Genomic DNA, 19,731 nt, shown 5'->3' on the forward strand with positions numbered 1-19,731 from the left:
CGGTGCGTCACCCCTCGCAGGCCCGTCATGCGGGCACCTCGCTGTGATCGCCGCTCCACAGCGTGTGGAACTTCTGATCGTGGCCGGCGTCGGTGCGCCCGTAGGTGTGCGCACCGAAGAAGTCCCGCAGGCCCTGGGTGAGCGCGGCCGGCAGCCGCTCGGTGCGCAGCCCGTCGTAGTAGGACAGCGCGGAGCTGAACCCGGGGATCGGGATGCCCAGCTGGGTCGCGGTCACCACCACCCGGCGCCAGCCGTCGATCGCGGCCTCGATCGCAGCGCGGAAGTACGGTGCGGCGATCAATGTGGCCAGGTCGGCGTCGTCGTCGTAGGCCTCTTTGATGCGGTTGAGGAACTTGGCCCTGATGATGCAGCCGCCCCGCCAGATGGTGGCCAGGTCGCCCGGTGTGATGTCCCAGCCGTACTCGTCGCTGCCGGCCTGGATCTGGTTGAAACCCTGCGCGTAGGCGATGATCTTCGACGCGTAGAGGGCCTGGCGGACGTCCTCGACGAACTTGGTCGCATCGCCGGGCTTCTCGCCGAGCGTCCCGCTGGCCATCCCGGTCGCGGCGCGCCGCTGCGCGACCGATCCCGACAGGGCGCGTGCGAACACCGCCTCGGCGATGCCGGTCACCGGCACCCCCAGGTCGAGAGCCGACTTGACGGTCCACCGGCCGGTGCCCTTCTGCTCGGCCTCGTCGAGGACGATGTCGACGAGCGGCTTGCCCGTCTTGGCGTCGACCTGGTTGAGCACCTCGGAGGTGATCTCCACCAGGTAGCTGTCCAGGTCACCCTTGTTCCATTCGGTGAACACCGCGGCGATCTCCGGCGCGGTCATCCCGAGAGCGTCGCGCAGCAGCTGGTATGCCTCCCCGATCAGCTGCATGTCGGAGTACTCGATGCCGTTGTGCACCATCTTGACGAAGTGACCCGATCCGTCGGGGCCGATGTGGGTGCAGCACGGCACACCGTCGACGTGGGCGGAGATCTCCTCGAGCAGTGGACCAAGCGACACGTAGGACTCGGCCGGGCCGCCCGGCATGATCGACGGGCCGTTGAGCGCACCCTCCTCACCGCCGGAAATGCCCGCGCCGACGAAGTGCAGGCCGCGCTCACGGATGGCCTTCTCGCGCCGGATGGTGTCGGTGTAGAGGGCGTTGCCGCCGTCGATGATGATGTCGCCGGGTTCCATCGCGTCGGCAAGTTCGTTGATGACGGCGTCGGTGGCCTCGCCGGCCTTGACCATGATCAGCACCCGCCGAGGCTTCTCCAGCGCGGCCAGGAACTCCGGGATGGTCTCGCTGCGCACGAACTTGCCCTCGTCGCCGTGTTCGGCGAGCAGGGCATCGGTGCGGCCGATCGAGCGGTTGTGCAGTGCGACGGTGTATCCGTGCCTGGCGAAGTTGCGTGCGATGTTCGAACCCATGACGGCCAGGCCGGTCACCCCGATCTGAGCGGTGCCGGAGGCGGGTGTTTCGGACGAGCTCATTCGGCAGCCTTTCGTTCTTTTGTTGTGGCACAGCTGGTTTGAGTAGTTTGACGAGGGCTCCGCGTCACCGCCTAGGAGGCATAGAACACCTACGCGGCGAAGAGCCGGTGTAGCTCGGTCAGCCAGGGCACGGCCACCGCGAGGGTGGGAACGACCAGCACTGCGACCGCGGCAAGATACGCACCGGCCGCCAGGATACGGCTGTTGGGTTTGCCGCACAGCCGGCGCACCCGGACGACCGTGGTCGGACCGCCCGCGGCGAGGGCACCCGACGGGGTCTGGCTGGAGGCGCAGGCGACAAGCGCACGCGCCAGGGGAGTGGGGCCGACGGCGCGTACGGCCGCGTCGTCGGCGAGCAGTTCGATGAGCAGCCGCACGGCCTGCAGCGCGCTGCTGCTGCGGACGAACCGCGGGAACGCGGCGTGTACCGCGGTGAACATCTCCAGCACCAGGTCGTGTCTGGCCCGCAGGTGTGCGCGCTCATGGCTGAGGATCGCGCAGATCTCCGCGTCGGAGAGGCTGGTCAGGGTGCCCTCGCTGAGCACCACCCGGCTGCGCACCCCTGGCAGGCAATAAGCCAGCGGCTGCTGGACGTCGAGGATGCGCACACCCCCCGTCGGGCTCGGGATCGTGGGGTGCGTCGCACCATGCGGCTTGCCCACCAGGTCGACCATCATTCGGTGGTGCGCGCGCCTGCGCCTGGTGGCGATCGCCACCTCGATCACCGCGACGATCAGCCGTGCGCCGATGAGCAGCGTGACCGTGAAGGCGACGACGTAGAGCAGCCACAACGGCCCGCCGAGCGCCTCGATCTCGCTGGTCAACGTCGCCGTCGGGCGTCCATCCGGGCCGAGCACGAACAGCCTGCTGGCGATCGCGATACCCGCAGAGAATGCCGACAGCACGGCCGCCAGAGCGATCGACTGCCAGAGCACGATCGCGGCCCGCGGCGCCCGCAGCGGCCATGTCGAGCGGGCCAGCGCTGCCGGCACCGGTCCGACGAGGACCAGCGCGACGATTGCGAAGGCCAGCGCTGACACGCCGTTAGTGTCTCTCAGCCAGTGCCAGGTTCGCCAGCGGGTGGGGCGATCCGGTGCTTGCTCTCCAATTCGGTGAGCGCCCGGCGCAGTGCAGCAGCCTCGTCGGCACCCACACGTTCTACGAAATGGACGAGCGCAGCCTCACGGCTGCCGGAGTCCGCCGCCTGGTCGAGGGCGTCGACCATGAGACCTGCGACCAACTCGTCGCGGCCGTGGGTGGGCGCATAGCGATGGGCCCGGTCGTCGCGGTGTTGGACGACCAGATTCTTCTTCGCGAGCCGCTGAAGCACGGTCATGATGGTGGTGTAGGCCAGGTCTCGTCTGGCCGAGAGCTCTTCGTGTACCTGGCGAACGGTTTGAGGTTCGGGCGCGGACCACAGGTGATCCATCACCTCGCGCTCGAGTTCCCCTAGTCGCGTCAATTTGGCCATGGTTGTTCACTCTCCTGCGCAATGTCACCAGCGTACTACGGGTACTACCGCGCGTCGTAACCAGATATTGGCGTTCAACGCCGGACCCGTTGCTTGAGTTCCTCACCAGCACCGGATCGATCAAGAAGGCCCATATGAAACCTGTCACAGCGGGTAGCCGACCCCGTTTGTCTTCCGACTATAGTAAGGCTAACCTAACTCGGCGAAGGAGGCCTGGTTGTGACGGTGGTGGTCGACGACCCGCTCATCGCGAGCATGGCAATCAAGCGGCCACTGCCGCTGCATGGCTCCAGCCGGCGGCTGCGCGAGCTGTACCCCGAATGCCCGCGGGTGTACGGCGTGGCCGTGATGGGCGACCTGTCCCGCCGGCGGTGGTGGCCGCTGGCCGAAGCGCTGACCGCCGACCGGCTGCGGGACATGTTCGATTCAGCCGTCGCCGAGACCGGCAACCGCTCGTCGGTAGCCCAGCAGCTGACCGCCACGCTGTCGCATGTGGTCATCGGCCGGGTCATACCGCTGCTGGGGCTCGAGGGAAGGGCGTGGGACACCGGCATTGAGAACCTATGGGTGCACGTCGACTCCGAGGGCGCGATTGACTGGGTCGGCGTCGTCGACCCGACTCTGCGCACGCTGCCTGACGACCCGCTGGCCGCCGCATCGGGCATCGTCGCGTTGCCCAGTGAGGGCGCACTGACCACCTGGGTCGCCCACCGCAGTCACCGAACGCTCGCACCGCTGTTCGGCAGGCTGGTCGAGGTCAGCGGCGGCGCCATGTCGCAGGCGGCCATGTGGCACATGGTCGGCGTCTCGGTGGTGAGCGCCGCGACGCAGGTGCCGATGCTCGCCGGCTCCGGCGAGCTGACCAGCATGAGGCGCGGTCAGGCCGTGCTGGATGCGCTGGTCGGGTTCGGCCTGCCGGTCCGCGGGGAGACCAGGGAACTGCAGGGAAGGGCTTGCTAAATTAGGGCAGCCTTGCCTATTCTTCTGGTACGAGACTAACGGACCGCGCCGGCGTCCTGAGGGCTGCAGAGACCCCCGGTCCCCTCAAGGGCGGGTTCCGCACATTGCGTGCGGGACCCGCCCGAATCCTTTGGGCAGCCCGGGCCTGGGTCTAGCTCTTGTCGATCTCGCCGCCGCTGTCGGCCCAGTCGCCGAACCCGCCCATGTTGTAGACCTCGGCGAATCCCAGGTCCTTGAGTGCCTGTCCGGACAGCGCGGCACGCGCTCCGGCCGCGCAGTAGACCAGCACCGGCTTGTCCTTGGCCAGCGCGGGGTTGTGGTAGGGGGAGTCCGGATCCGCCCGGAACTCGAGCATTCCGCGTGGAATGTGGATGGCGCCGGGGACCTTGCCGGTCTGCTCCACCTCGGCGGCATCCCTGACGTCAACCACGACGACGTCGCCACCGTCGATCATCTTCTTGGCCTGGGCCGGGGTGATCTTGGGTACCACCGCATTCGCGGCGGCGACCATTTCCTTGACACTCTTGGGCATTCCTGACGATAACGCCGCAACCCCGGGCCGACCCGCGGATTCACCGACGTGTAGACACACACCGTGGCAACAGACGCAATTCCCGAACTCGGTGGCGGGTTCGACTCGGAACTGGGGTTGACCTACTCCGACGTCACCCCCGACGGAGGCCGCGCGCAGCTGACCGTGACCGACAAGCTGCTGCAGCCGTGGGGAATCGTGCACGGCGGGGTGTGGTGCTCGGTCATCGAGAGCCTGGCCAGCGTCTCCGGGCACGTGTGGCTCGCCGAGAACGGCGGTGGCACGGTCGTCGGCGTCAACAACAACACCGACTTTCTGCGCGCGATCCGGTCGGGCACCGTGATCGCGACATCCGAGCCGGTCCATCGCGGACGCCGCCAACAGCTGTGGTTGATCACCCTGACAGACGAAGACGGTCGTCTCGTGGCCCGCGGCCAGGTCAGGTTGCAGAACCTGCCGCCCGGATGAGGTGTGCGCTGCTGACTGCAGCGCACCATGGCAATATCGCCCTCTATGCGCCTGACCCCGCATGAACAAGACCGGCTGCTGATCTCCTACGCCGCCGAACTGGCGCGGCGCCGTCAGGCCCGCGGCCTCACACTCAATCACCCCGAGGCCGTGGCCGTGATCACCGATCACCTCTTGGAGGGCGCGCGCGACGGTCGCAGCGTGGCCGAACTGATGGTCAGCGGCCGCGAAGTGCTCAGCCGCGACGATGTCATGGAGGGAGTGCCCGAGATGCTCCACGACGTCCAGGTGGAGGCCACCTTCCCGGATGGCACGAAACTGGTCACCGTCCACCACCCGATTCCGTGAGGCAGCGATGAGCGCTTGCGCGACGACGAGCGCTTGCGCGAGGAGTCAAAGATGAAGAGCAGAAGGCAGCGATGAGCGCTTGCGCGAAGAGCAGAAGGCAGCGATGATCCCCGGCGAAATCTCCTTCGGCGACGGCGATATCGAGATCAACGCGGGCGCACCCCGACTCGAGCTCGAGATCGTCAACACCGGCGACCGGCCCGTGCAGGTGGGCAGTCACGTCCACGTGCCGCAAGCCAATTCGGCGCTGCGGTTCGACCGTGCCGCCGCCCACGGACACCGGTTCGACATCCCGGCCGGAACCGCCGTCCGGTTCGAACCCGGTGTGGCGCAGCGGGTCAGCCTGGTGCCGCTGACCGGTAGCCGCGAAGTGCACGGACTGAGCCTGGATCCCCCCGGAAAGCTGGACACCCCGTGACGCGCGCGCTTGCGATCCGCGAGATAGCGCTCAGGGCTGCGATTCCGACGCAAGCACAACCGTGGGCGCTATCTCGGCGCCTGAGGGAGGGGCGATGACCGAACTCTCGCGTGCGCGCTACGCCGCGCTGTTCGGGCCGACGACGGGTGACCGGGTCCGGCTGGCTGACACCGATCTGTTCGTCGAGATCACCGAGGACCGCAGCGGCGGACCGGGGCTGGCGGGCGACGAGGCGGTGTTCGGCGGCGGCAAGGTGCTGCGGGAATCGATGGGCCAAGGCCGCGCAACCCGTGCCGAAGGGGCACCCGACACCGTCATCACCGGCGCAGTGATCATCGACTACTGGGGAATCATCAAGGCCGACATCGGGATTCGCGACGGCCGCATCGTCGCCATCGGCAAGGCCGGCAACCCGGACACGATGAGCGGCATCCACCCGGACCTCGTGGTCGGCCCCTCGACAGAGATCATCGCGGGCAACGGCCGCATCGTCACCGCGGGCGCCATCGACTGCCATGTGCACCTGATCTGCCCGCAGATCATGGCGGAGGCCCTCGGGGGCGGCATCACCACCATCATCGGTGGCGGCACCGGCCCGGCCGAGGGCAGCAAGGCCACCACCGTGACGCCCGGCGCCTGGCATCTGGCGCGGATGCTGGAGTCGCTGGACTCGTGGCCGATGAACATCGTGCTGCTCGGCAAAGGAAATACGGTCAACGCCGATTCGATGTGGGAGCAGTTACGTGGCGGCGCGGCGGGTTTCAAGCTGCATGAGGACTGGGGGACCACCCCGGCGGCGATCCACGCGTGCCTGACGGTCTCCGACGCGGCCGGTGTGCAGGCCGCCATCCACACCGACACCCTCAACGAGATGGGCTTCGTCGAGGACACCCTGCGTGCCATCGCGGGCCGGTCCATCCACGCCTACCACACCGAAGGCGCCGGCGGCGGGCATGCACCGGACATCATCACGGTGGCCGCCGAGCCCTATGTGCTGCCCAGTTCCACCAACCCGACCCGCCCGCACACCGTCAACACCCTCGATGAGCACCTCGACATGCTGATGGTGTGCCATCACCTCAACCCGAGCGTCCCCGAGGATCTGGCGTTCGCCGAGAGCCGGATCCGGCCGTCGACCATCGCGGCCGAGGATCTGCTGCACGACATCGGGGCGATCTCGATGATCGGCAGCGACGCGCAGGCGATGGGCCGCATCGGTGAGGTGGTGATACGCACCTGGCAGACGGCCCATGTGATGAAGAGGCGACGCGGCGCCCTGGAAGGCGATGGGGCGGCGGACAACAACCGGGTCCGGCGTTACATCGCCAAGTACACGATCTGCCCCGCCGTCGCGCACGGACTGGACGGTGAGGTCGGGTCCGTCGAGGTCGGCAAGCTCGCCGACCTGGTGCTGTGGGAGCCGGCGTTCTTCGGGGTGCGGCCGCACGCCGTGATCAAGGGCGGCATGATCGCCTGGGGGGCGATGGGTGACGCCAACGCGTCCATCCCGACGCCGCAGCCGGTACTGCCACGCCCGATGTTCGGCGCCGCCGCCGCGGCGGCCGCCGCCACCTCGGTGCACTTCGTCGCCCCGCAGGCGATCGAGGACGGCCTGGCCGATCGCATCGACGTCCGGCGGAAACTGGTGCCGGTCCGCAACGTTCGGCAAGTCGCGAAAGCGCAGATGCCGCTCAACGACGCGCTGCCCAGGATCGAGGTCGACCCGGACACCTTCACCGTGCGCATCGACGGTGATGTGTGGCAGGAACAGCCGGCTACCGAGCTCCCGATGGCGCAGCGCTACTTCCTGTTCTGATGCATGGTGTGGGTGGGCTGACCACGCTGCTGGTGTTATCCGATTCGCGGTTGCCGACGGGCGGGCACGTGCACTCCGGCGGCATCGAGGAGGCCGTCACCAGCGGCCTGGTCATGGACGTGCCGACCCTGCGGGCCTATCTGATCCGGCGCATCCGCACCCACGGTCTGGTCGCCGCGTCGGTGGCCGCCGCGGTGCACACCGGCGCGCTTCTTCCCGACGCCGCCGATCGCGAAACCGATGCGCGCACACCGGCGCCGGCCTCCCGGGCGGCATCGCGGGCGCAGGGCCGCGGGCTGGTGCGGCTGGCCCGACGGGTGTGGCCGGACCGGGACTGGACAGCGCTGGGCTCGACACCGCATCTGGCGGTCGCTGCGGGTGCGGCCGGGGCGGCGTGCGAACTCACCGCCGAGCACACCGCCCTCTCGGTCGTCTACACCACGATGACCGGTTCGGCGACGGCGGCCCAGCGGCTGCTGGCGCTGGATCCCGGCGATGTCGCCGCACTGACCTTCGAACTGTCCGGCCTGTGCGACCGGACCGCCGCCGCGGCCGCCAAGGAACTCGCCGACCTGTCTGACCCGCTGCTCGACACGCTGGCCCAACGGCACAGCGAACGCGACCGACCCCTGTTCGTTTCGTGAATCTCGTCTCGTCACGCCCGACTACCGATAAGGCCTGATATGCCACCGCATTTCATCGACGGACAGCCGCACTCCCACGCGGACCGGCCCCGACGGGTCCGCACGCCGGGGGAGCCGCTGCGCATCGGCATCGGCGGCCCGGTGGGCTCCGGCAAGACCGCGCTGGTCGCCGCGCTGTGCCGCCAGCTGCGCGACGAACTGTCGCTGGCGGTGCTGACCAACGACATCTACACCACCGAGGACGCCGACTTCCTGCGCAGGCACGCGGTGCTTCCCGACGATCGCATCGCGGCGGTGCAGACCGGCGGCTGCCCGCACACCGCGATCCGCGACGACATCACCGCCAACCTTGATGCCATCGACGACCTGATCGCGGCCCATCCCGGGCTGGATCTCATCCTGGTCGAGTCCGGCGGGGACAACCTGACCGCCACCTTCTCCTCGGGTCTGGTCGACGTCCAGATCTTCGTCGTCGACGTCGCCGGCGGTGACAAGGTGCCGCGGAAGGGCGGTCCCGGGGTCACGTTCTCGGATCTGTTGGTGGTGAACAAGACCGACCTGGCCTCGATGGTCGGCGCAGATCTGGGCGTGATGCGCCGTGACGCGGCCGCGGTGCGCGGCGAACGCCCGACCGTGTTGATCTCGCTGACCGAGGATCCGGGGGCGTCGGCGGTGCTGGCATGGGTGCGCGACCAGCTGCGCGCGCCGGTGCGGAAGTAGCCGTGCGCTCCGACGTCACCATCGTCGCCAGGCCCGGCCGGTTGGCGCACATCGCGTGCAGCGGCGGGATCGCCGCCCGTCACACCGCGCCCGACACCGTGCACCTGGTGTCGGCGGCCGCGACCCCGCTGGGCGGGGACACGATCCGCGTGCGTGTCGTCGTGGCGGCCGGGGCGCGGCTGCGGTTGCGCAGCGCGGCGGCGACGGTGGCCCTGCCCGGTGCGGCGATGGTCGAGTCGCACGCCAGCTGGGACGTGGAGGTGGCGGGGGAGCTGGACCTCGACCCAGAGCCCACCGTGGTGGCGGGCGGCTCCCACCACCTCACGACGACCCGGCTGCAGCTGACCGGTGCGGCGCAGGTGCGGCTGCGCGAGCGTGTGCAGATCGGCAGATCGGGTGAGCGCCAGGGTTTCTGGTCGGGATCGCTGCACGCCGACGCCGACGGCGCCCCGTTGCTGCGGCACCGAGTGGAACTCGGCAGCGGCGCGGTCGCCGACGACGCGCTCGGCACGCCGCTGGCCTGCATCAGCGAATTACGCTACCCGGCAACATCTTTCGACGGAGCCGGGCTCCCCCTGGAGCTGGCGGGGGGTGGTGTCCTCGCCACCTGGCAGGGCGACCGGCTGACGGGTTAGCTGGCCGCCTTCTCGTCCTCGACGGTGGCCGCGATCTCCTCCAGCTGTTCGATCCTGGTCCGTGCGTAGGCCTGCTGCTCGGTGATGGTGAGCTGGCCGCGTTCGCGCCCGAAGAACGTCGTCGCCCAGCCCAGCAGCGTCGCGACCTTGGTCCGGAATCCGACCAGATAGATCAGGTGCAGGAACAGCCACGCCAGCCAGGCGAAGAAGCCGGCGAATTCGATCTTGCCGACCTGGGCCACCGCCGAGTACTTCGACACGGTGGCCATCGAACCCTTGTCGAAGTATTTGAACGGTTCGCGGAAGGCGGGGTTGGCACCCTTGAGTTCGGCCTTGATGATGTTGGCCGCGTACTTGCCGCCCTGGATGGCGCCCTGCGCCTGGCCGGGGACGCCCTCGACGGCCATCATGTCGCCGACCACCCACACGTTGGGGTGCCCGGGGATGGTGAGGTCGGGCAGCACCTTGACCCGCCCGGCCCGATCGAGCTCGGTGTCGGACTGCTCGGCGAGGTCTCGGCCCAGCGGACTGGCCGCCACCCCGGCCGACCACACCTTGCAGGCGGCCTCGATGCGATTGATGGTGCCGTCCTTGTGCTTGACGGTCAGCCCGTTGCGGTCGACGTCGGTGACCATGGCGTTGAGCTGGATCTCCACGCCCATCTGTTCCAGTCGCGCCTGGGCCTTCTTGCCCAGCTTCTCACCCATGGGCGGCAGCACCGCGGGCGCGGCGTCGAGCAGGATCACCCTGGCCTCGGTGGAATCGATGTGCCGGAACGCGCCCTTGAGGGTGTGGTCGGCCAGTTCGGCGATCTGCCCGGCCATTTCGACGCCGGTCGGTCCGGCGCCGATGACCACGAAGGTCAGCAGCTTGGCGCGGCGCACCGGGTCGCTGGAGCGTTCGGCCTGTTCGAATGCGCCCAGGATGCGCCCCCGCAATTCGAGGGCGTCGTCGATCGTCTTCATGCCGGGTGCCCACTCGGCGAAGTGGTCGTTGCCGAAATACGACTGGCCCGCCCCTGCGGCGATGATCAGGCTGTCGTAGGGCGTGCGGTAGGTGTGCCCGAGCAGCAGCGAGTCGACGGTCTTGTTCGCCAGGTCGATATGGGTCACCTCGCCCAGCAGCACCTGGCAGTTCTTCTGCTTGCGCAGGATGATCCGCGTGGGCGGGGCGATCTCGCCCTCGGAGATGATGCCGGTGGCCACCTGGTACAGCAGCGGCTGAAACAGGTGGTGCGTGGTCTTGGCGATCAGCTTGATGTCGACGTCGGCGTGTTTGAGCTTCTGGGCGGCATTGAGCCCGCCGAAGCCCGACCCGATGATGACGACTCGGTGCTTGTTGGTTGTGGTGGCTCCGGGATGGTTCATCGGTCAACCTTCTTCTTCGCGCAAGCGCTCATCTGGCAGGCTCCTTGACGGCTACGGCACGCGGTTTGCAACCGATACGGTAGTCGCCACCCCCGTCCATCGGGGACCACGTTCGTTGTGGCGTAGGCCACGCTACCGCTGATCAGGCCCCGGTGAGCGACTTCAGCTGTTCGCCGAGGGCGCTGATCTGGTCCGGCTGGTAGCCGGTCACCCACGTCGGCAGGTTCATGATCACGCCGTCGACGCCCGCGCCGAAGACCTTCGTGCTGATCTGTTCGGCGATCTGTTCGGCACTGCCCGCCACCGTGCGCGCTTTCGCGTCCTCGGGCAACTGGTCGTAGGAGGTGTTCTCGTCGACCAGGGCCGACACCAGCATGCTGGTCTCCAGGGTGGCAGGATCGCGGTCGATCTCCTCGCAGCGTTGCCGGACCACCTGCACCTTCGTCGCCAGCTGATCGAAGCTGGTGATGATGTTGAGGTGGTCGAAGTGCCGCGCGGCGAGCGGGATCGTCTTCTTCTCACCGCTGCCGCCGATCATCAGCGGGATGTGGTCGCGGAAGCGGGGTTCGGCCATGGCCTGGCTGGTCCGGTAGTAGCGACCGGAGAACGTGGGCCGCTCTCCGGCGAGCATCGGCAGGATGATCTGCAGGGCCTCGCCGAGCCTGTTGAACCGGTCGGTGAAGGTACCGAATTCGAAGCCGAGCTGATCGTGTTCGAGCTCGAACCAGCCCGCCCCGATGCCCAGCACGGCACGGCCCGCACTGACGACATCCAGCGTGGTGATCGCCTTGGCCAGCAGCGTGGGATTGCGGTAGGTGTTGCCCGTCACCAGGGTGCCCAGCTGCACGCGTTCGGTGGCGGTGGCAAGGGCGCCGAGCGCGGTGTACGCCTCGAGCATCGGCTGGTCCGGCGTGCCGATACCGGGCAGCTGATAGAAGTGATCCATCACGAAGACGGAATCGAAGCCGGCGGCCTCGGCTTCCCTCGCCTGGGCGATCACTGTCGGGAAGAGTTCGGCGACGCCGGTCCCGTAGGTGAAGTTGGGTATTTGCAGTCCGAGGCGGATGGTCACTCCACCAACGTAACCACTCAGGCGAAGCTAGCCAGTGCCCCCTGGCTGACGTGCAGCGTCTGGCCGGTGATGTGGCGGGCGCTCGGCGTGCTCAGGAACAAGGCAAGGCGCGCGATCTCGGCCGCGACCGACGGCGGGGTGAGCGCGAGGCCGTCGTAGCCAGGCTCGGAGCCGCGGCCGGATGCGACGGCGTTGACGGTGATGCCACGGGCGCCGAAGTGGGTCGCCTGCCCGGCGGTCCAGTTCGACAGGGCCGCCTTGATCGCGGCCTCGGCGCTGCCGTCCTGCGGATGGTCCGGCACCACGTTGACGATCGCGCCGCCGGAACGCAGGTGGTCACCGAGCAGCTGGACGGTCAGCACCGCCGACAGCACGGTGGAACTCAGCGCGGCGTGCCATGCGGTCACGGTGTCGGTCAGGCCGTAGGTGCGCGGGTCGCCCGCGTCCCACAGGCCGGCGGGCACGTTGACGAGGGCGTCCAGGTGCTGCGGGAACAGGCTGCGCGCCGCCTTCAGGCTCGCCGGATCGCTGGTGTCGATGACGATCGAGTCGACGTCGAGCTCCTTGGCCGCGATCTCCAGCTCGTCGCGGCGCGCTCCCGCGATCAGCACCTTGTGACCGGCGTCGCGGAAGCCTTCCGCGACCGTGCGGCCCAGATCGGTGTCACCACCTGTCACCAGCACATCCATCGCCACGACCTCCTCCACTTCACCGTTGACCCTGCGAATCGCGCCGATGTCGGCGGCGGGGATCCCCGGTGATGTTACTGGACGGTAGCTAGGCGGCCAAACCGGCACGCCGGGGCAAGTTCGTTCAGCGGCCGCATTGCCGGGACCCTGATCTAGGGTTTTCGGTCATGGGCGCGATCGGCGGTCCCGGCCTTCCCCGGTGGGTCTACCTGCCCGCAGGTATCGGCGCGGCGTTCATCGTGCTGCCGCTCGTCGCGGTGGCCGCCAGGGTCGATTGGCCGCGGTTCGTCACCTTGATCACCAGCGAATCGTCGCTGGCTGCGCTGGGGCTGAGCCTGAAAACCGCCGCCGCCAGCACGGTGATGTGCCTGATCCTGGGGGTGCCGCTGGCCCTGGTGCTGGCCCGAAGCGGTTCGCGCCTGGTGCGGCTGGCACGTCCGCTGATCCTCCTGCCGTTGGTGTTGCCGCCCGTCGTCGGCGGCATCGCGCTGCTCTACGCCTACGGCCGGCTCGGCCTCATCGGGGGGTATCTGAACGCCGCGGGCATCCAGATCGCGTTCAGCACCACGGCCGTGGTGCTCGCGCAGACGTTCGTGTCGCTGCCGTTCCTGGTGATCGCGCTGGAGGGTGCGGCGCGCACCTCGGGGCACGACTACGAGGTGGTGGCCGCCACGCTCGGCGCGCGGCCGACGACGGTGTGGTGGCGGGTGTCGCTGCCGCTGCTCGCCCCCGGACTCATCTCCGGCGCGGTGCTGGCGTTCGCGCGCTCCCTCGGCGAATTCGGCGCCACGCTGACCTTCGCCGGATCCCGTCAGGGTGTCACCCGCACGCTGCCCCTGGAGATCTACCTGCAGCGGGAGAGCGACGCCGACGCCGCGGTCGCGCTGTCGGTCCTGCTCGTCGCGGTCGCCGCCGTGGTCGTCGTGGGCCTGGGCAGCCGGAGGCTGCGCGCGGGAGGCTGGACGTGACCGGACTGCGGCTGCGGGCCGTCGTCGAAGGCCGGGATGTCGACCTCGAGTTCGAGGTGGCCCCCGGCGAGGTGCTGGCCGTACTCGGCCCCAACGGAGCGGGCAAGTCGACCGCGCTACACGTCGTCGCCGGTCTGGTACGCCCAAACTCCGGGCGGGTGCTGGCCGGTGACCGGGTGCTCACCGACACCACCGCGGGTGTGTTCGTGCCGACGCACGATCGCCGGGTGGGCTTGTTGCTGCAAGATCCGCTGCTGTTCCCACATCTGACCGCAGCGTCGAACGTCGCGTTCGCGCCGCGCAGCGGCCGTCGCTTGTGGCGCGGGACGGACCGTAGAACCTGTGCGGCTGCGGCGGCGCACTGGCTCGCCGAGGTGGACGCCTCTGATCTGGCCGACCGGATGCCACGACAGCTCTCGGGTGGCCAGGCCCAGCGGGTCGCCCTGGCGCGGGCGCTCGCCGCCGAACCCGATGTGCTGATGCTCGACGAACCGCTGGCCGGATTGGACGTGGCAGCCGCAACCGCGATGCGCAGGGTGCTGCGGCGGGTCCTCGGCTACGGCGGACGCTCCGCCCTGCTCGTCACCCACGATCTGCTCGACGTGCTCTCGCTGGCCGATCGGGTGCTCATCATCGAATCCGGCCGCATCGTCGAAAGTGGTTCTGCGACAGCAATTCTGGCGGCTCCGCGGAGTCGCTTCGGCGCGCGGTTCGCCGGGGTCAACCTCGTCGCGGGCACGGCGGCGGACGGGGGAGTGCTGCGCACCCAATGGGGTACGGCCTGGCACGGGGCACCCGGCGCTACCGTGGCGCCCGGCGAGCCCGCGGTGGCCGTCTTCTCTCCGTCGGCGGTCGCGGTGTACCGGGACAAACCGCACGGCAGCCCGCGGAACACCGTCGAGGTAACGGTCGCCGAGCTCGACAGCCGCGGAGCGGGGATCCGGGTCCGCACCGAAGAGCAACCCGACGGCGGGCCGGGCCTGGCCGCCGACATCACCAGGGAGGCGACCGGCGACCTTCGTCTGGTGCCGGGCGATCGGGTGTTCTTCGCCGTCAAGGCGCAGGAAGTCGCGATTCATCCCGCGCAGTAACGCGGCGGGCCGCGACCGCGATCAACGATCACGATCAGGGCTTTCACGCCCGGCCGGCGGCCCCGGCGTGGCGTGCCGATGTTCGTCGTGTCAGCAATCGCATCGATAGCGCGTCCACAGCGCCTTTCTTGTCGGCAGCTAAATCCCACGAGTGCGCTTTGAAAGCAACTCACACTTGCGTCACGGCGGTAACACGGTAGTTTCTTCCCCATGGAGCTCCCGGACAAGACGTCGTCATCACGACGCAAGGGCCTCTCGAAGACGCTGACCACCGCCGCACTGGCCGGCGCCACCGCGCTGGCGCTTGCACTGCCGAGCGTGGCTCATGCCCAGCCCGAGACGCCGGTGCCGCCCCCGCCACCGGCACCGGCCGCGCCCGCCCCGCCTCCGGTGGATCCCAACGCGCCGCCACCTCCGCCACCTCCGCCGCCGCCTCCGGCACCGCTGGTAGATCCCAATGCCGCGCCACCGCCGCCCGCGGATCCGAACGCGCCACCCCCGCCACCACCTCCGGCCGACCCCAACGCCGTGCCGCCCCCCGCCGATCCCAATGCGCCACCACCCCCTCCGCCGCCTCCGCCGCCGGAGCCAGGCCGGGTCGACAACGCCGCGGGCGGATTCAGCTTCGTCGTTCCCGAGGGATGGACGTTGTCGGACGCCACGCAGTTGTCCTACGGCCAGGCGCTGCTGACCAAGACTCCGCCCGCGGGCAGCACCGAACCGCCGAATGACACGAGCATTCTGCTCGGACGGCTCGACCTGAAGTTGTTTGCCGGCGCCGAGAACGACAACAACAAGGCGGCCGTGCGGCTGGCGTCGGACATGGGCGAATTCTTCATGCCCTTCCCCGGCACGCGGCAGAACCAGGAGATCGTGCCGCTCGACGCGAACGGCGTCCCCGGCGTCGCGTCCTACTACGAGGTGAAGTTCACCGACGCCAACAAGCCCAACGGTCAGATCTGGGCGGGCGTGGTCGGGTCCCCCACCGCGCCGGGGACCCCGCGCGGGCAGCGCGCCCCCGAACGCTGGTTCGTGGTGTGGCTCGGCTCGGCCAACCACCCCGTCGACAAGGGTGCCGCGGCGACGCTGGCCAATTCGATCCGGCCCTGGGCTCCGCCACCGCCTCCGCCGCCCCCACCGCCGCCGGATCCGAACGCGCCACCGCCTCCGCCTGACCCGAACGCACCCCCGCCGGATCCGAATGCGCCACCGCCCCGGCCGGGCGTCGGGGTTCCGGTCCCGGTGACCGACGCTCCTGCGGAAATGCTGCCGCCCGCCTGACGGGTCACCCAACCGTCGCCGAGTGGGGCCGTGTCACACGCCGTTCTCGAGTCACACGCCGTTCTCGAGTTGGCGTGTGACACGGCCGCGCCCGGTCCCTGCCGGGCCGAGCGTTTGCTCTGACGAGCCGAGCGATCGTGTTCGATTCGCAGGTCGAATCGTTACCGTCCGCGGGTATACCTGAGGCATGGGGTCCAGTCGGCTGTGCTGGACTTGGCCAGCGACAGGAGAGCTGCTATGGACGTAATGGCTGCTACCGAGTTCCTCGCCCGATCGACCACGCTGACCAGCGTCGGGTGGATCGGGTACATCATCATCGGCGCGCTCGCCGGGTGGATCGCAGGCAAGATCGTCAAGGGCGGCGGATCGGGCATCCTGATAAACATCGTCATCGGTGTCATCGGTGCGCTGATCGGCGGCTTCCTCCTGAGCTTCTTCCTCAACACCGCGGGCGGCGGATGGTGGTTCACCCTGTTCACCGCAATTCTCGGGTCGGTGATACTGCTCTGGGTCGTCGGAAAGGTCAGACGGGCCTGAGCCCGGCGGGCTCGGAGTCGACGGCGCCAGCGCGGCGCGCGACGATTGGCCCATGACCCCCGCAACGATGACCGGGTGGCGGGTTGCGCGTCCCGGCCCGATGAGTACCCGGCCGTTGGACCGGGTGACGGTCGAGGTGCCCGCACCCGCCGAGGAAGAGATCCTGGTCGCGGTCCTGGCCTGCGGTGTCTGCCGGACGGATCTGCACGTCACCGAGGGTGATCTGCCCGTGCACCGGGAGCAGGTTATTCCGGGGCACGAAGTCGTCGGGGAGGTCGTCGCGATCGGGCCGAATGCCGGCCACGACTTCGCGGTCGGTGACCGGGTGGGCATCGCCTGGCTGCGCCACACGTGCGGCCAGTGCCGATTCTGCCGCAGCGGACGCGAGAATCTGTGCCCGCACTCGCGCTACACGGGCTGGGATGCTGACGGTGGCTACGCCGAATTCGCCACGGTACCGGCCGCTTTCGCGCACCGATTGCCGCAGGGCTACACCGATAGCGAGTTGGCGCCGCTGCTGTGCGCCGGAATCATCGGCTATCGCTCACTGCTGCGAGCGGAGCTGCCAGAGGGCGGCCGGCTGGGCATCTACGGCTTCGGCGGCAGCGCGCACATCACCGCCCAGGTCGCGCTCGCGCAGGGCGCGGAGGTCCACGTCATGACGCGCGGCGCGCAGGCGCGGGAACTGGCGCTGGCCCTGGGTGCGGCGTCGGCCCAGGGTGCCGCCGACCCGCCGCCCACCCGGCTGGATTCGGCCATCCTCTTCGCCCCGGTGGGCGAACTCGTCCTGCCCGCCATGGAGGCCCTCGACCGGGGTGGCACGCTGGCCATCGCCGGCATCCACCTCAGTGACATCCCGGCGCTGAACTACCAACGGCATCTCTTCCAGGAACGGCAGATGCGGTCGGTGACGTCCAATACGCGCGCGGACGCCCGCGACTTCCTGGCTTTCGCAGGCCGTCATCGCATCGAGGTCACCACCCCGCAGTACCCGCTCACGCGTGCCGACGACGCGCTCGGCGATCTCGCGGCCGGCCGCATCGCAGGTGCGGCGGTCCTGCTGCCGTAGGGCCGCCGTCACAGCTCGGCGAGCGCGGCGCCCAGCCTGCCGCTGAGATCGCCGCGGCCGTACCGGTAGAGCGGCCCGCAGCCATCGCAGACCACTCGCCGCAACCTCGCCATGCCGCGCTCGCTGACCGGCCTGGGGGAGTGCAGCCGCAGCGTGATCGTGTCGATCAGGTCTGCGGCCGCGACGACGTTCTGGTGGTCCAGCGGCACCCGGGAGCACAACGCCGTGACAGTGTCCGGACTCGAAGCACGAGCGTCGCCGAGGACCGTACGCAGAGTCCGGGCCAGCGACTCACGCTCGGGCCTAGACGTGATACGGGCGGCGTGCACCGCGAGCGGGCTGCCCGGCGGCGCGGATGCGCCCACCGCGAGCATCGCGTCTAACCGCCCCGGTCGCAGCCTGGCGATCAGCCGGGCGCCGACCGACGGGCGGCGCAGCCGGATGGTGTCGGAGGGTAGGGCCGTTGCCGGAGTATCCGGAATGTCCGGGGAGATCCTGTCGTCGTGCATCATTGCCACCTCTTGGCTTTCCTCTGTACCACAACCGCTAAACCTCGTGACTACCAAATAGGCTATGCCGGTCACCAATGACCAGTCAAGTTGTTTTGATAGTCATGCATCGGTACGCTTTGCGCTATGAAACCGCCGTCTACTGTGTGGCCCGGCGACATGGAGACCAAACCGGCGCCTGACCCGCTGGGCCGGATTCAAGCCCTGGTCAACACCGTCGAGCGACCCGGCGGCGCCGACCGGCTCGCCCGCCTCGACGATGCGCGCCCCTGGTTGATCGCCACCGAGTTGGTGGCCCCGGACATCGACGTGACCTCCGAGGATCTCGCATTGGTCCGCGACGTCCGGGAGGGGTTCCGTTCGCTGCTCATCCACAACGCGGGTGGCGTCGCGCCGACCGCGGACGCGCTGACCAAGCTGCGGGAGGTCGCCGCTGCGGGGGTTGCCAGGGCAGACGTCGGTGATGACGGGCAGGTGCGATCGCAGGCCGTTGGTGACACGCTGGCGGCGCGGCTCGGCGCGTTGCTGTTCATCGTCAGAGACGCCCAGCGCGACGGAAGCTGGTCACGGCTCAAGGCCTGCGGGAACGATGAGTGCGGGTGGGCGTTCTACGACAGGTCCCGCAACCACGGCGGAACGTGGTGCGAGATGTCGTCGTGTGGGAACAAACTCAAGAACCGGGATTTCCGCGCCAGGCGGCGCGCAGACGGCGGGGGCGCATCGAGCTGACGACGGTCAGGTCGACAGGTGCCAGACCAGCGCGGCGGCCAGCGCGCCGAGCCCGTTGAGCGACCAGTGCAGCGCGATCGGCGCGATCAGGCTGCCGCTGCGGCGCCGCAGCCAGGTGAATACGAAGCCCGCGAAGCCGGTGGCGATCACAGCAAGCGCCACCCCGGCGACGGTGCCGACGATCCCGCCGCCGAACAGTCGGGTGAACCCGACATTGCTGCTCGTCAACCCCAGAGACGTCGCGATGTGCCACAGCCCGAAGAACAGTGACCCGGCCGCGGCGACCCCGCGGAAACCCCACGCCCGGGTCAGCGCGCCGTGCAGCACACCGCGGAACGCCAGCTCCTCGGGGATGACGGTCTGCAGCGGGATGATCACCATGGATGCGATCAGCGCGCCGGAGATGGTCGCGTAGTTGTCGTTCATGAACATCGGCCGCGTCCACGGCAATAGCGCACCCACGGCGATGACGGTGACGACGAGTGCCACCGCACCCAACGCGTACGCCGCGCCGGACCGCCAGTGCTCGCGACTGAGCCCCAGTTCGGCCCATCCCAGGCCGCGGGCGCGCACCAGGACCAGCAGGCCGATCGCGACGGCGGGGATGGTGGCGATGCTCGCCCACGGGGTGGTGAAGTGGGCCACCAGGTTGCTGATCGCGAGCACGACGACCACGACGGCGATGTCGACGTAGATGCGGAAGTGATGCAACGCGGCAAGCTGCCCGAGCAGCGGGTGGGGAGGCGCGAGCGCGGCGCTGGCATCAGACATAACCGCCCCAGTGTACGGGCTAGCGCCAAATGCCCGGCTCAATCGAGCCGCGACCACTCGCTACTCGTTGTCACCCCCGGTTGACGCCGTCGCGTCGACCGCGGCGGGGGCACCCGCGGCACCCCGCGCGGCGGGCCACACCCAGTCCCG

General features: G+C 69.2%; 23 protein-coding genes. 14 read left to right on the top strand and 9 right to left on the bottom strand.

The genetic code is table 11. The features are described from left to right. Positions 1–25 precede the first annotated feature (25 nt). From gnd to ADBZ6K_RS23305, 3 genes are all read right to left on the bottom strand, one after another. Positions 26–1,486 carry an NADP-dependent phosphogluconate dehydrogenase gene (gene gnd, locus ADBZ6K_RS23295; protein WP_526351139.1) on the bottom strand — a complete coding sequence of 487 codons (1,461 nt, stop codon included), beginning with the start codon at positions 1,484–1,486 and terminating at the stop codon, positions 26–28. Positions 1,487–1,575: 89 nt separating this feature from the next. Further along, positions 1,576–2,526, bottom strand: a complete 951-nt coding sequence (locus ADBZ6K_RS23300; RefSeq protein ID WP_526351141.1) for a M56 family metallopeptidase — start codon at positions 2,524–2,526, stop codon at positions 1,576–1,578. 14 nt (positions 2,527–2,540) lie between these two features. Further along, on the bottom strand, positions 2,541–2,957 hold the full coding sequence (locus tag ADBZ6K_RS23305; RefSeq protein WP_526351144.1) for a BlaI/MecI/CopY family transcriptional regulator: 417 nt from the start codon (positions 2,955–2,957) through the stop codon (positions 2,541–2,543). 219 nt (positions 2,958–3,176) lie between these two features. On the opposite strand from ADBZ6K_RS23305, the gene ADBZ6K_RS23310 reads away from it, so the two are divergent. Further along, positions 3,177–3,917: an iron reductase gene (locus ADBZ6K_RS23310; protein WP_526351146.1), complete on the top strand. Its 741-nt coding sequence runs from the start codon at positions 3,177–3,179 to the stop codon at positions 3,915–3,917. A 151-nt stretch (positions 3,918–4,068) separates the two neighbouring features. On the opposite strand, the gene ADBZ6K_RS23315 is transcribed toward ADBZ6K_RS23310, so the two are convergent. After that, the gene (locus tag ADBZ6K_RS23315) at positions 4,069–4,449 is read right to left on the bottom strand and encodes a rhodanese-like domain-containing protein (protein ID WP_526351148.1); all 381 of its coding nucleotides are present in this window, start codon (positions 4,447–4,449) and stop codon (positions 4,069–4,071) included. A 63-nt stretch (positions 4,450–4,512) separates the two neighbouring features. Between ADBZ6K_RS23315 and ADBZ6K_RS23320 the strand changes: the two genes are divergently transcribed. From ADBZ6K_RS23320 to ADBZ6K_RS23350, 7 genes are all read left to right on the top strand, one after another. Further along, the gene (locus tag ADBZ6K_RS23320; protein WP_526351150.1) at positions 4,513–4,917 is read left to right on the top strand and encodes a PaaI family thioesterase; all 405 of its coding nucleotides are present in this window, start codon (positions 4,513–4,515) and stop codon (positions 4,915–4,917) included. Positions 4,918–4,962: 45 nt separating this feature from the next. After that, complete coding sequence (locus ADBZ6K_RS23325) at positions 4,963–5,265, top strand: urease subunit gamma (protein ID WP_526351152.1); 303 nt, start codon at positions 4,963–4,965, stop codon at positions 5,263–5,265. Between the two features lie 103 nt (positions 5,266–5,368). After that, positions 5,369–5,683: an urease subunit beta gene (locus ADBZ6K_RS23330; RefSeq protein ID WP_526351154.1), complete on the top strand. Its 315-nt coding sequence runs from the start codon at positions 5,369–5,371 to the stop codon at positions 5,681–5,683. Positions 5,684–5,777: 94 nt separating this feature from the next. After that, on the top strand, positions 5,778–7,499 hold the full coding sequence (locus ADBZ6K_RS23335) for an urease subunit alpha (RefSeq protein ID WP_526351156.1): 1,722 nt from the start codon (positions 5,778–5,780) through the stop codon (positions 7,497–7,499). A gap of 8 nt (positions 7,500–7,507) precedes the next feature. After that, complete coding sequence (locus ADBZ6K_RS23340) at positions 7,508–8,143, top strand: urease accessory protein UreF (protein ID WP_526351158.1); 636 nt, start codon at positions 7,508–7,510, stop codon at positions 8,141–8,143. Between the two features lie 39 nt (positions 8,144–8,182). Next, entirely contained in the window at positions 8,183–8,863 is a 681-nt protein-coding gene (gene ureG, locus ADBZ6K_RS23345) for an urease accessory protein UreG (protein ID WP_526351160.1), read from the top strand. A 2-nt stretch (positions 8,864–8,865) separates the two neighbouring features. Then, complete coding sequence (locus ADBZ6K_RS23350; RefSeq protein WP_526351163.1) at positions 8,866–9,498, top strand: urease accessory protein UreD; 633 nt, start codon at positions 8,866–8,868, stop codon at positions 9,496–9,498. Here the strand turns inward: ADBZ6K_RS23350 and ndh are convergent. The 3 genes from ndh to ADBZ6K_RS23365 form a co-directional block, all read right to left on the bottom strand. Beyond that, a complete protein-coding gene (gene ndh, locus ADBZ6K_RS23355; protein WP_526351165.1) occupies positions 9,495–10,865 on the bottom strand; it encodes a type II NADH:quinone oxidoreductase Ndh in 1,371 nt (456 codons plus the stop codon). The genes ADBZ6K_RS23350 and ndh overlap by 4 nt on opposite strands. Before the next feature lie 142 nt (positions 10,866–11,007). Then, positions 11,008–11,937: an LLM class F420-dependent oxidoreductase gene (locus tag ADBZ6K_RS23360; protein WP_526351167.1), complete on the bottom strand. Its 930-nt coding sequence runs from the start codon at positions 11,935–11,937 to the stop codon at positions 11,008–11,010. Positions 11,938–11,954: 17 nt separating this feature from the next. Further along, the gene (locus ADBZ6K_RS23365) at positions 11,955–12,626 is read right to left on the bottom strand and encodes an SDR family oxidoreductase (protein WP_526351192.1); all 672 of its coding nucleotides are present in this window, start codon (positions 12,624–12,626) and stop codon (positions 11,955–11,957) included. A gap of 167 nt (positions 12,627–12,793) precedes the next feature. Between ADBZ6K_RS23365 and ADBZ6K_RS23370 the strand changes: the two genes are divergently transcribed. From ADBZ6K_RS23370 to ADBZ6K_RS23390, 5 genes are all read left to right on the top strand, one after another. Further along, complete coding sequence (locus ADBZ6K_RS23370) at positions 12,794–13,594, top strand: ABC transporter permease (RefSeq protein ID WP_526351169.1); 801 nt, start codon at positions 12,794–12,796, stop codon at positions 13,592–13,594. Continuing rightward, positions 13,591–14,685 (top strand): sulfate/molybdate ABC transporter ATP-binding protein, encoded by a 1,095-nt coding sequence (locus ADBZ6K_RS23375; protein WP_526351172.1) that lies wholly within the window; start codon positions 13,591–13,593, stop codon positions 14,683–14,685. The genes ADBZ6K_RS23370 and ADBZ6K_RS23375 overlap by 4 nt, the downstream gene beginning before the upstream one ends. A gap of 210 nt (positions 14,686–14,895) precedes the next feature. Further along, complete coding sequence (locus tag ADBZ6K_RS23380) at positions 14,896–15,966, top strand: APA family fibronectin-binding glycoprotein (RefSeq protein ID WP_526351174.1); 1,071 nt, start codon at positions 14,896–14,898, stop codon at positions 15,964–15,966. A 237-nt stretch (positions 15,967–16,203) separates the two neighbouring features. Then, on the top strand, positions 16,204–16,503 hold the full coding sequence (locus ADBZ6K_RS23385) for a GlsB/YeaQ/YmgE family stress response membrane protein (RefSeq protein ID WP_526351176.1): 300 nt from the start codon (positions 16,204–16,206) through the stop codon (positions 16,501–16,503). Positions 16,504–16,555: 52 nt separating this feature from the next. Then, positions 16,556–17,572, top strand: coding sequence for a zinc-binding alcohol dehydrogenase family protein (locus ADBZ6K_RS23390; RefSeq protein ID WP_526351178.1), 1,017 nt, complete (start codon positions 16,556–16,558; stop codon positions 17,570–17,572). An 8-nt stretch (positions 17,573–17,580) separates the two neighbouring features. Here the strand turns inward: ADBZ6K_RS23390 and ADBZ6K_RS23395 are convergent, their stop codons facing one another. After that, positions 17,581–18,081 carry a hypothetical protein gene (locus tag ADBZ6K_RS23395; protein ID WP_526351180.1) on the bottom strand — a complete coding sequence of 167 codons (501 nt, stop codon included), beginning with the start codon at positions 18,079–18,081 and terminating at the stop codon, positions 17,581–17,583. 126 nt (positions 18,082–18,207) lie between these two features. Between ADBZ6K_RS23395 and ADBZ6K_RS23400 the strand changes: the two genes are divergently transcribed. Then, positions 18,208–18,810, top strand: coding sequence for a CGNR zinc finger domain-containing protein (locus tag ADBZ6K_RS23400; RefSeq protein WP_526351182.1), 603 nt, complete (start codon positions 18,208–18,210; stop codon positions 18,808–18,810). A 6-nt stretch (positions 18,811–18,816) separates the two neighbouring features. Here the strand turns inward: ADBZ6K_RS23400 and ADBZ6K_RS23405 are convergent, their stop codons facing one another. Beyond that, complete coding sequence (locus ADBZ6K_RS23405) at positions 18,817–19,581, bottom strand: CPBP family intramembrane glutamic endopeptidase (protein WP_526351184.1); 765 nt, start codon at positions 19,579–19,581, stop codon at positions 18,817–18,819. Between the last annotated feature and the right edge of the window lie 150 nt (positions 19,582–19,731).

The sequence above is a fragment of the Mycobacterium sp. genome, assembly GCF_044223235.1.
Lineage (GTDB): Bacteria > Actinomycetota > Actinomycetes > Mycobacteriales > Mycobacteriaceae > Mycobacterium.

What these genes read in the sequence shown, in the direction of transcription:
- gnd (WP_526351139.1), bottom strand. Translation starts at nt 1,486, where the DNA reads ATGAGCTCGTCCGAAACACCCGCCTCCGGCACCGCTCAGATCGGGGTG.
- ADBZ6K_RS23305 (WP_526351144.1), bottom strand. Translation starts at nt 2,957, where the DNA reads ATGGCCAAATTGACGCGACTAGGGGAACTCGAGCGCGAGGTGATGGAT.
- ADBZ6K_RS23315 (WP_526351148.1), bottom strand. Translation starts at nt 4,449, where the DNA reads ATGCCCAAGAGTGTCAAGGAAATGGTCGCCGCCGCGAATGCGGTGGTA.
- ADBZ6K_RS23325 (WP_526351152.1), top strand. Translation starts at nt 4,963, where the DNA reads ATGCGCCTGACCCCGCATGAACAAGACCGGCTGCTGATCTCCTACGCC.
- ADBZ6K_RS23330 (WP_526351154.1), top strand. Translation starts at nt 5,369, where the DNA reads ATGATCCCCGGCGAAATCTCCTTCGGCGACGGCGATATCGAGATCAAC.
- ADBZ6K_RS23335 (WP_526351156.1), top strand. Translation starts at nt 5,778, where the DNA reads ATGACCGAACTCTCGCGTGCGCGCTACGCCGCGCTGTTCGGGCCGACG.
- ureG (WP_526351160.1), top strand. Translation starts at nt 8,183, where the DNA reads ATGCCACCGCATTTCATCGACGGACAGCCGCACTCCCACGCGGACCGG.
- ndh (WP_526351165.1), bottom strand. Translation starts at nt 10,865, where the DNA reads ATGAACCATCCCGGAGCCACCACAACCAACAAGCACCGAGTCGTCATC.
- ADBZ6K_RS23365 (WP_526351192.1), bottom strand. Translation starts at nt 12,626, where the DNA reads ATGGATGTGCTGGTGACAGGTGGTGACACCGATCTGGGCCGCACGGTC.
- ADBZ6K_RS23370 (WP_526351169.1), top strand. Translation starts at nt 12,794, where the DNA reads ATGGGCGCGATCGGCGGTCCCGGCCTTCCCCGGTGGGTCTACCTGCCC.
- ADBZ6K_RS23380 (WP_526351174.1), top strand. Translation starts at nt 14,896, where the DNA reads ATGGAGCTCCCGGACAAGACGTCGTCATCACGACGCAAGGGCCTCTCG.
- ADBZ6K_RS23385 (WP_526351176.1), top strand. Translation starts at nt 16,204, where the DNA reads ATGGACGTAATGGCTGCTACCGAGTTCCTCGCCCGATCGACCACGCTG.
- ADBZ6K_RS23390 (WP_526351178.1), top strand. Translation starts at nt 16,556, where the DNA reads ATGACCCCCGCAACGATGACCGGGTGGCGGGTTGCGCGTCCCGGCCCG.
- ADBZ6K_RS23395 (WP_526351180.1), bottom strand. Translation starts at nt 18,081, where the DNA reads ATGCACGACGACAGGATCTCCCCGGACATTCCGGATACTCCGGCAACG.
- ADBZ6K_RS23400 (WP_526351182.1), top strand. Translation starts at nt 18,208, where the DNA reads ATGAAACCGCCGTCTACTGTGTGGCCCGGCGACATGGAGACCAAACCG.
- ADBZ6K_RS23405 (WP_526351184.1), bottom strand. Translation starts at nt 19,581, where the DNA reads ATGTCTGATGCCAGCGCCGCGCTCGCGCCTCCCCACCCGCTGCTCGGG.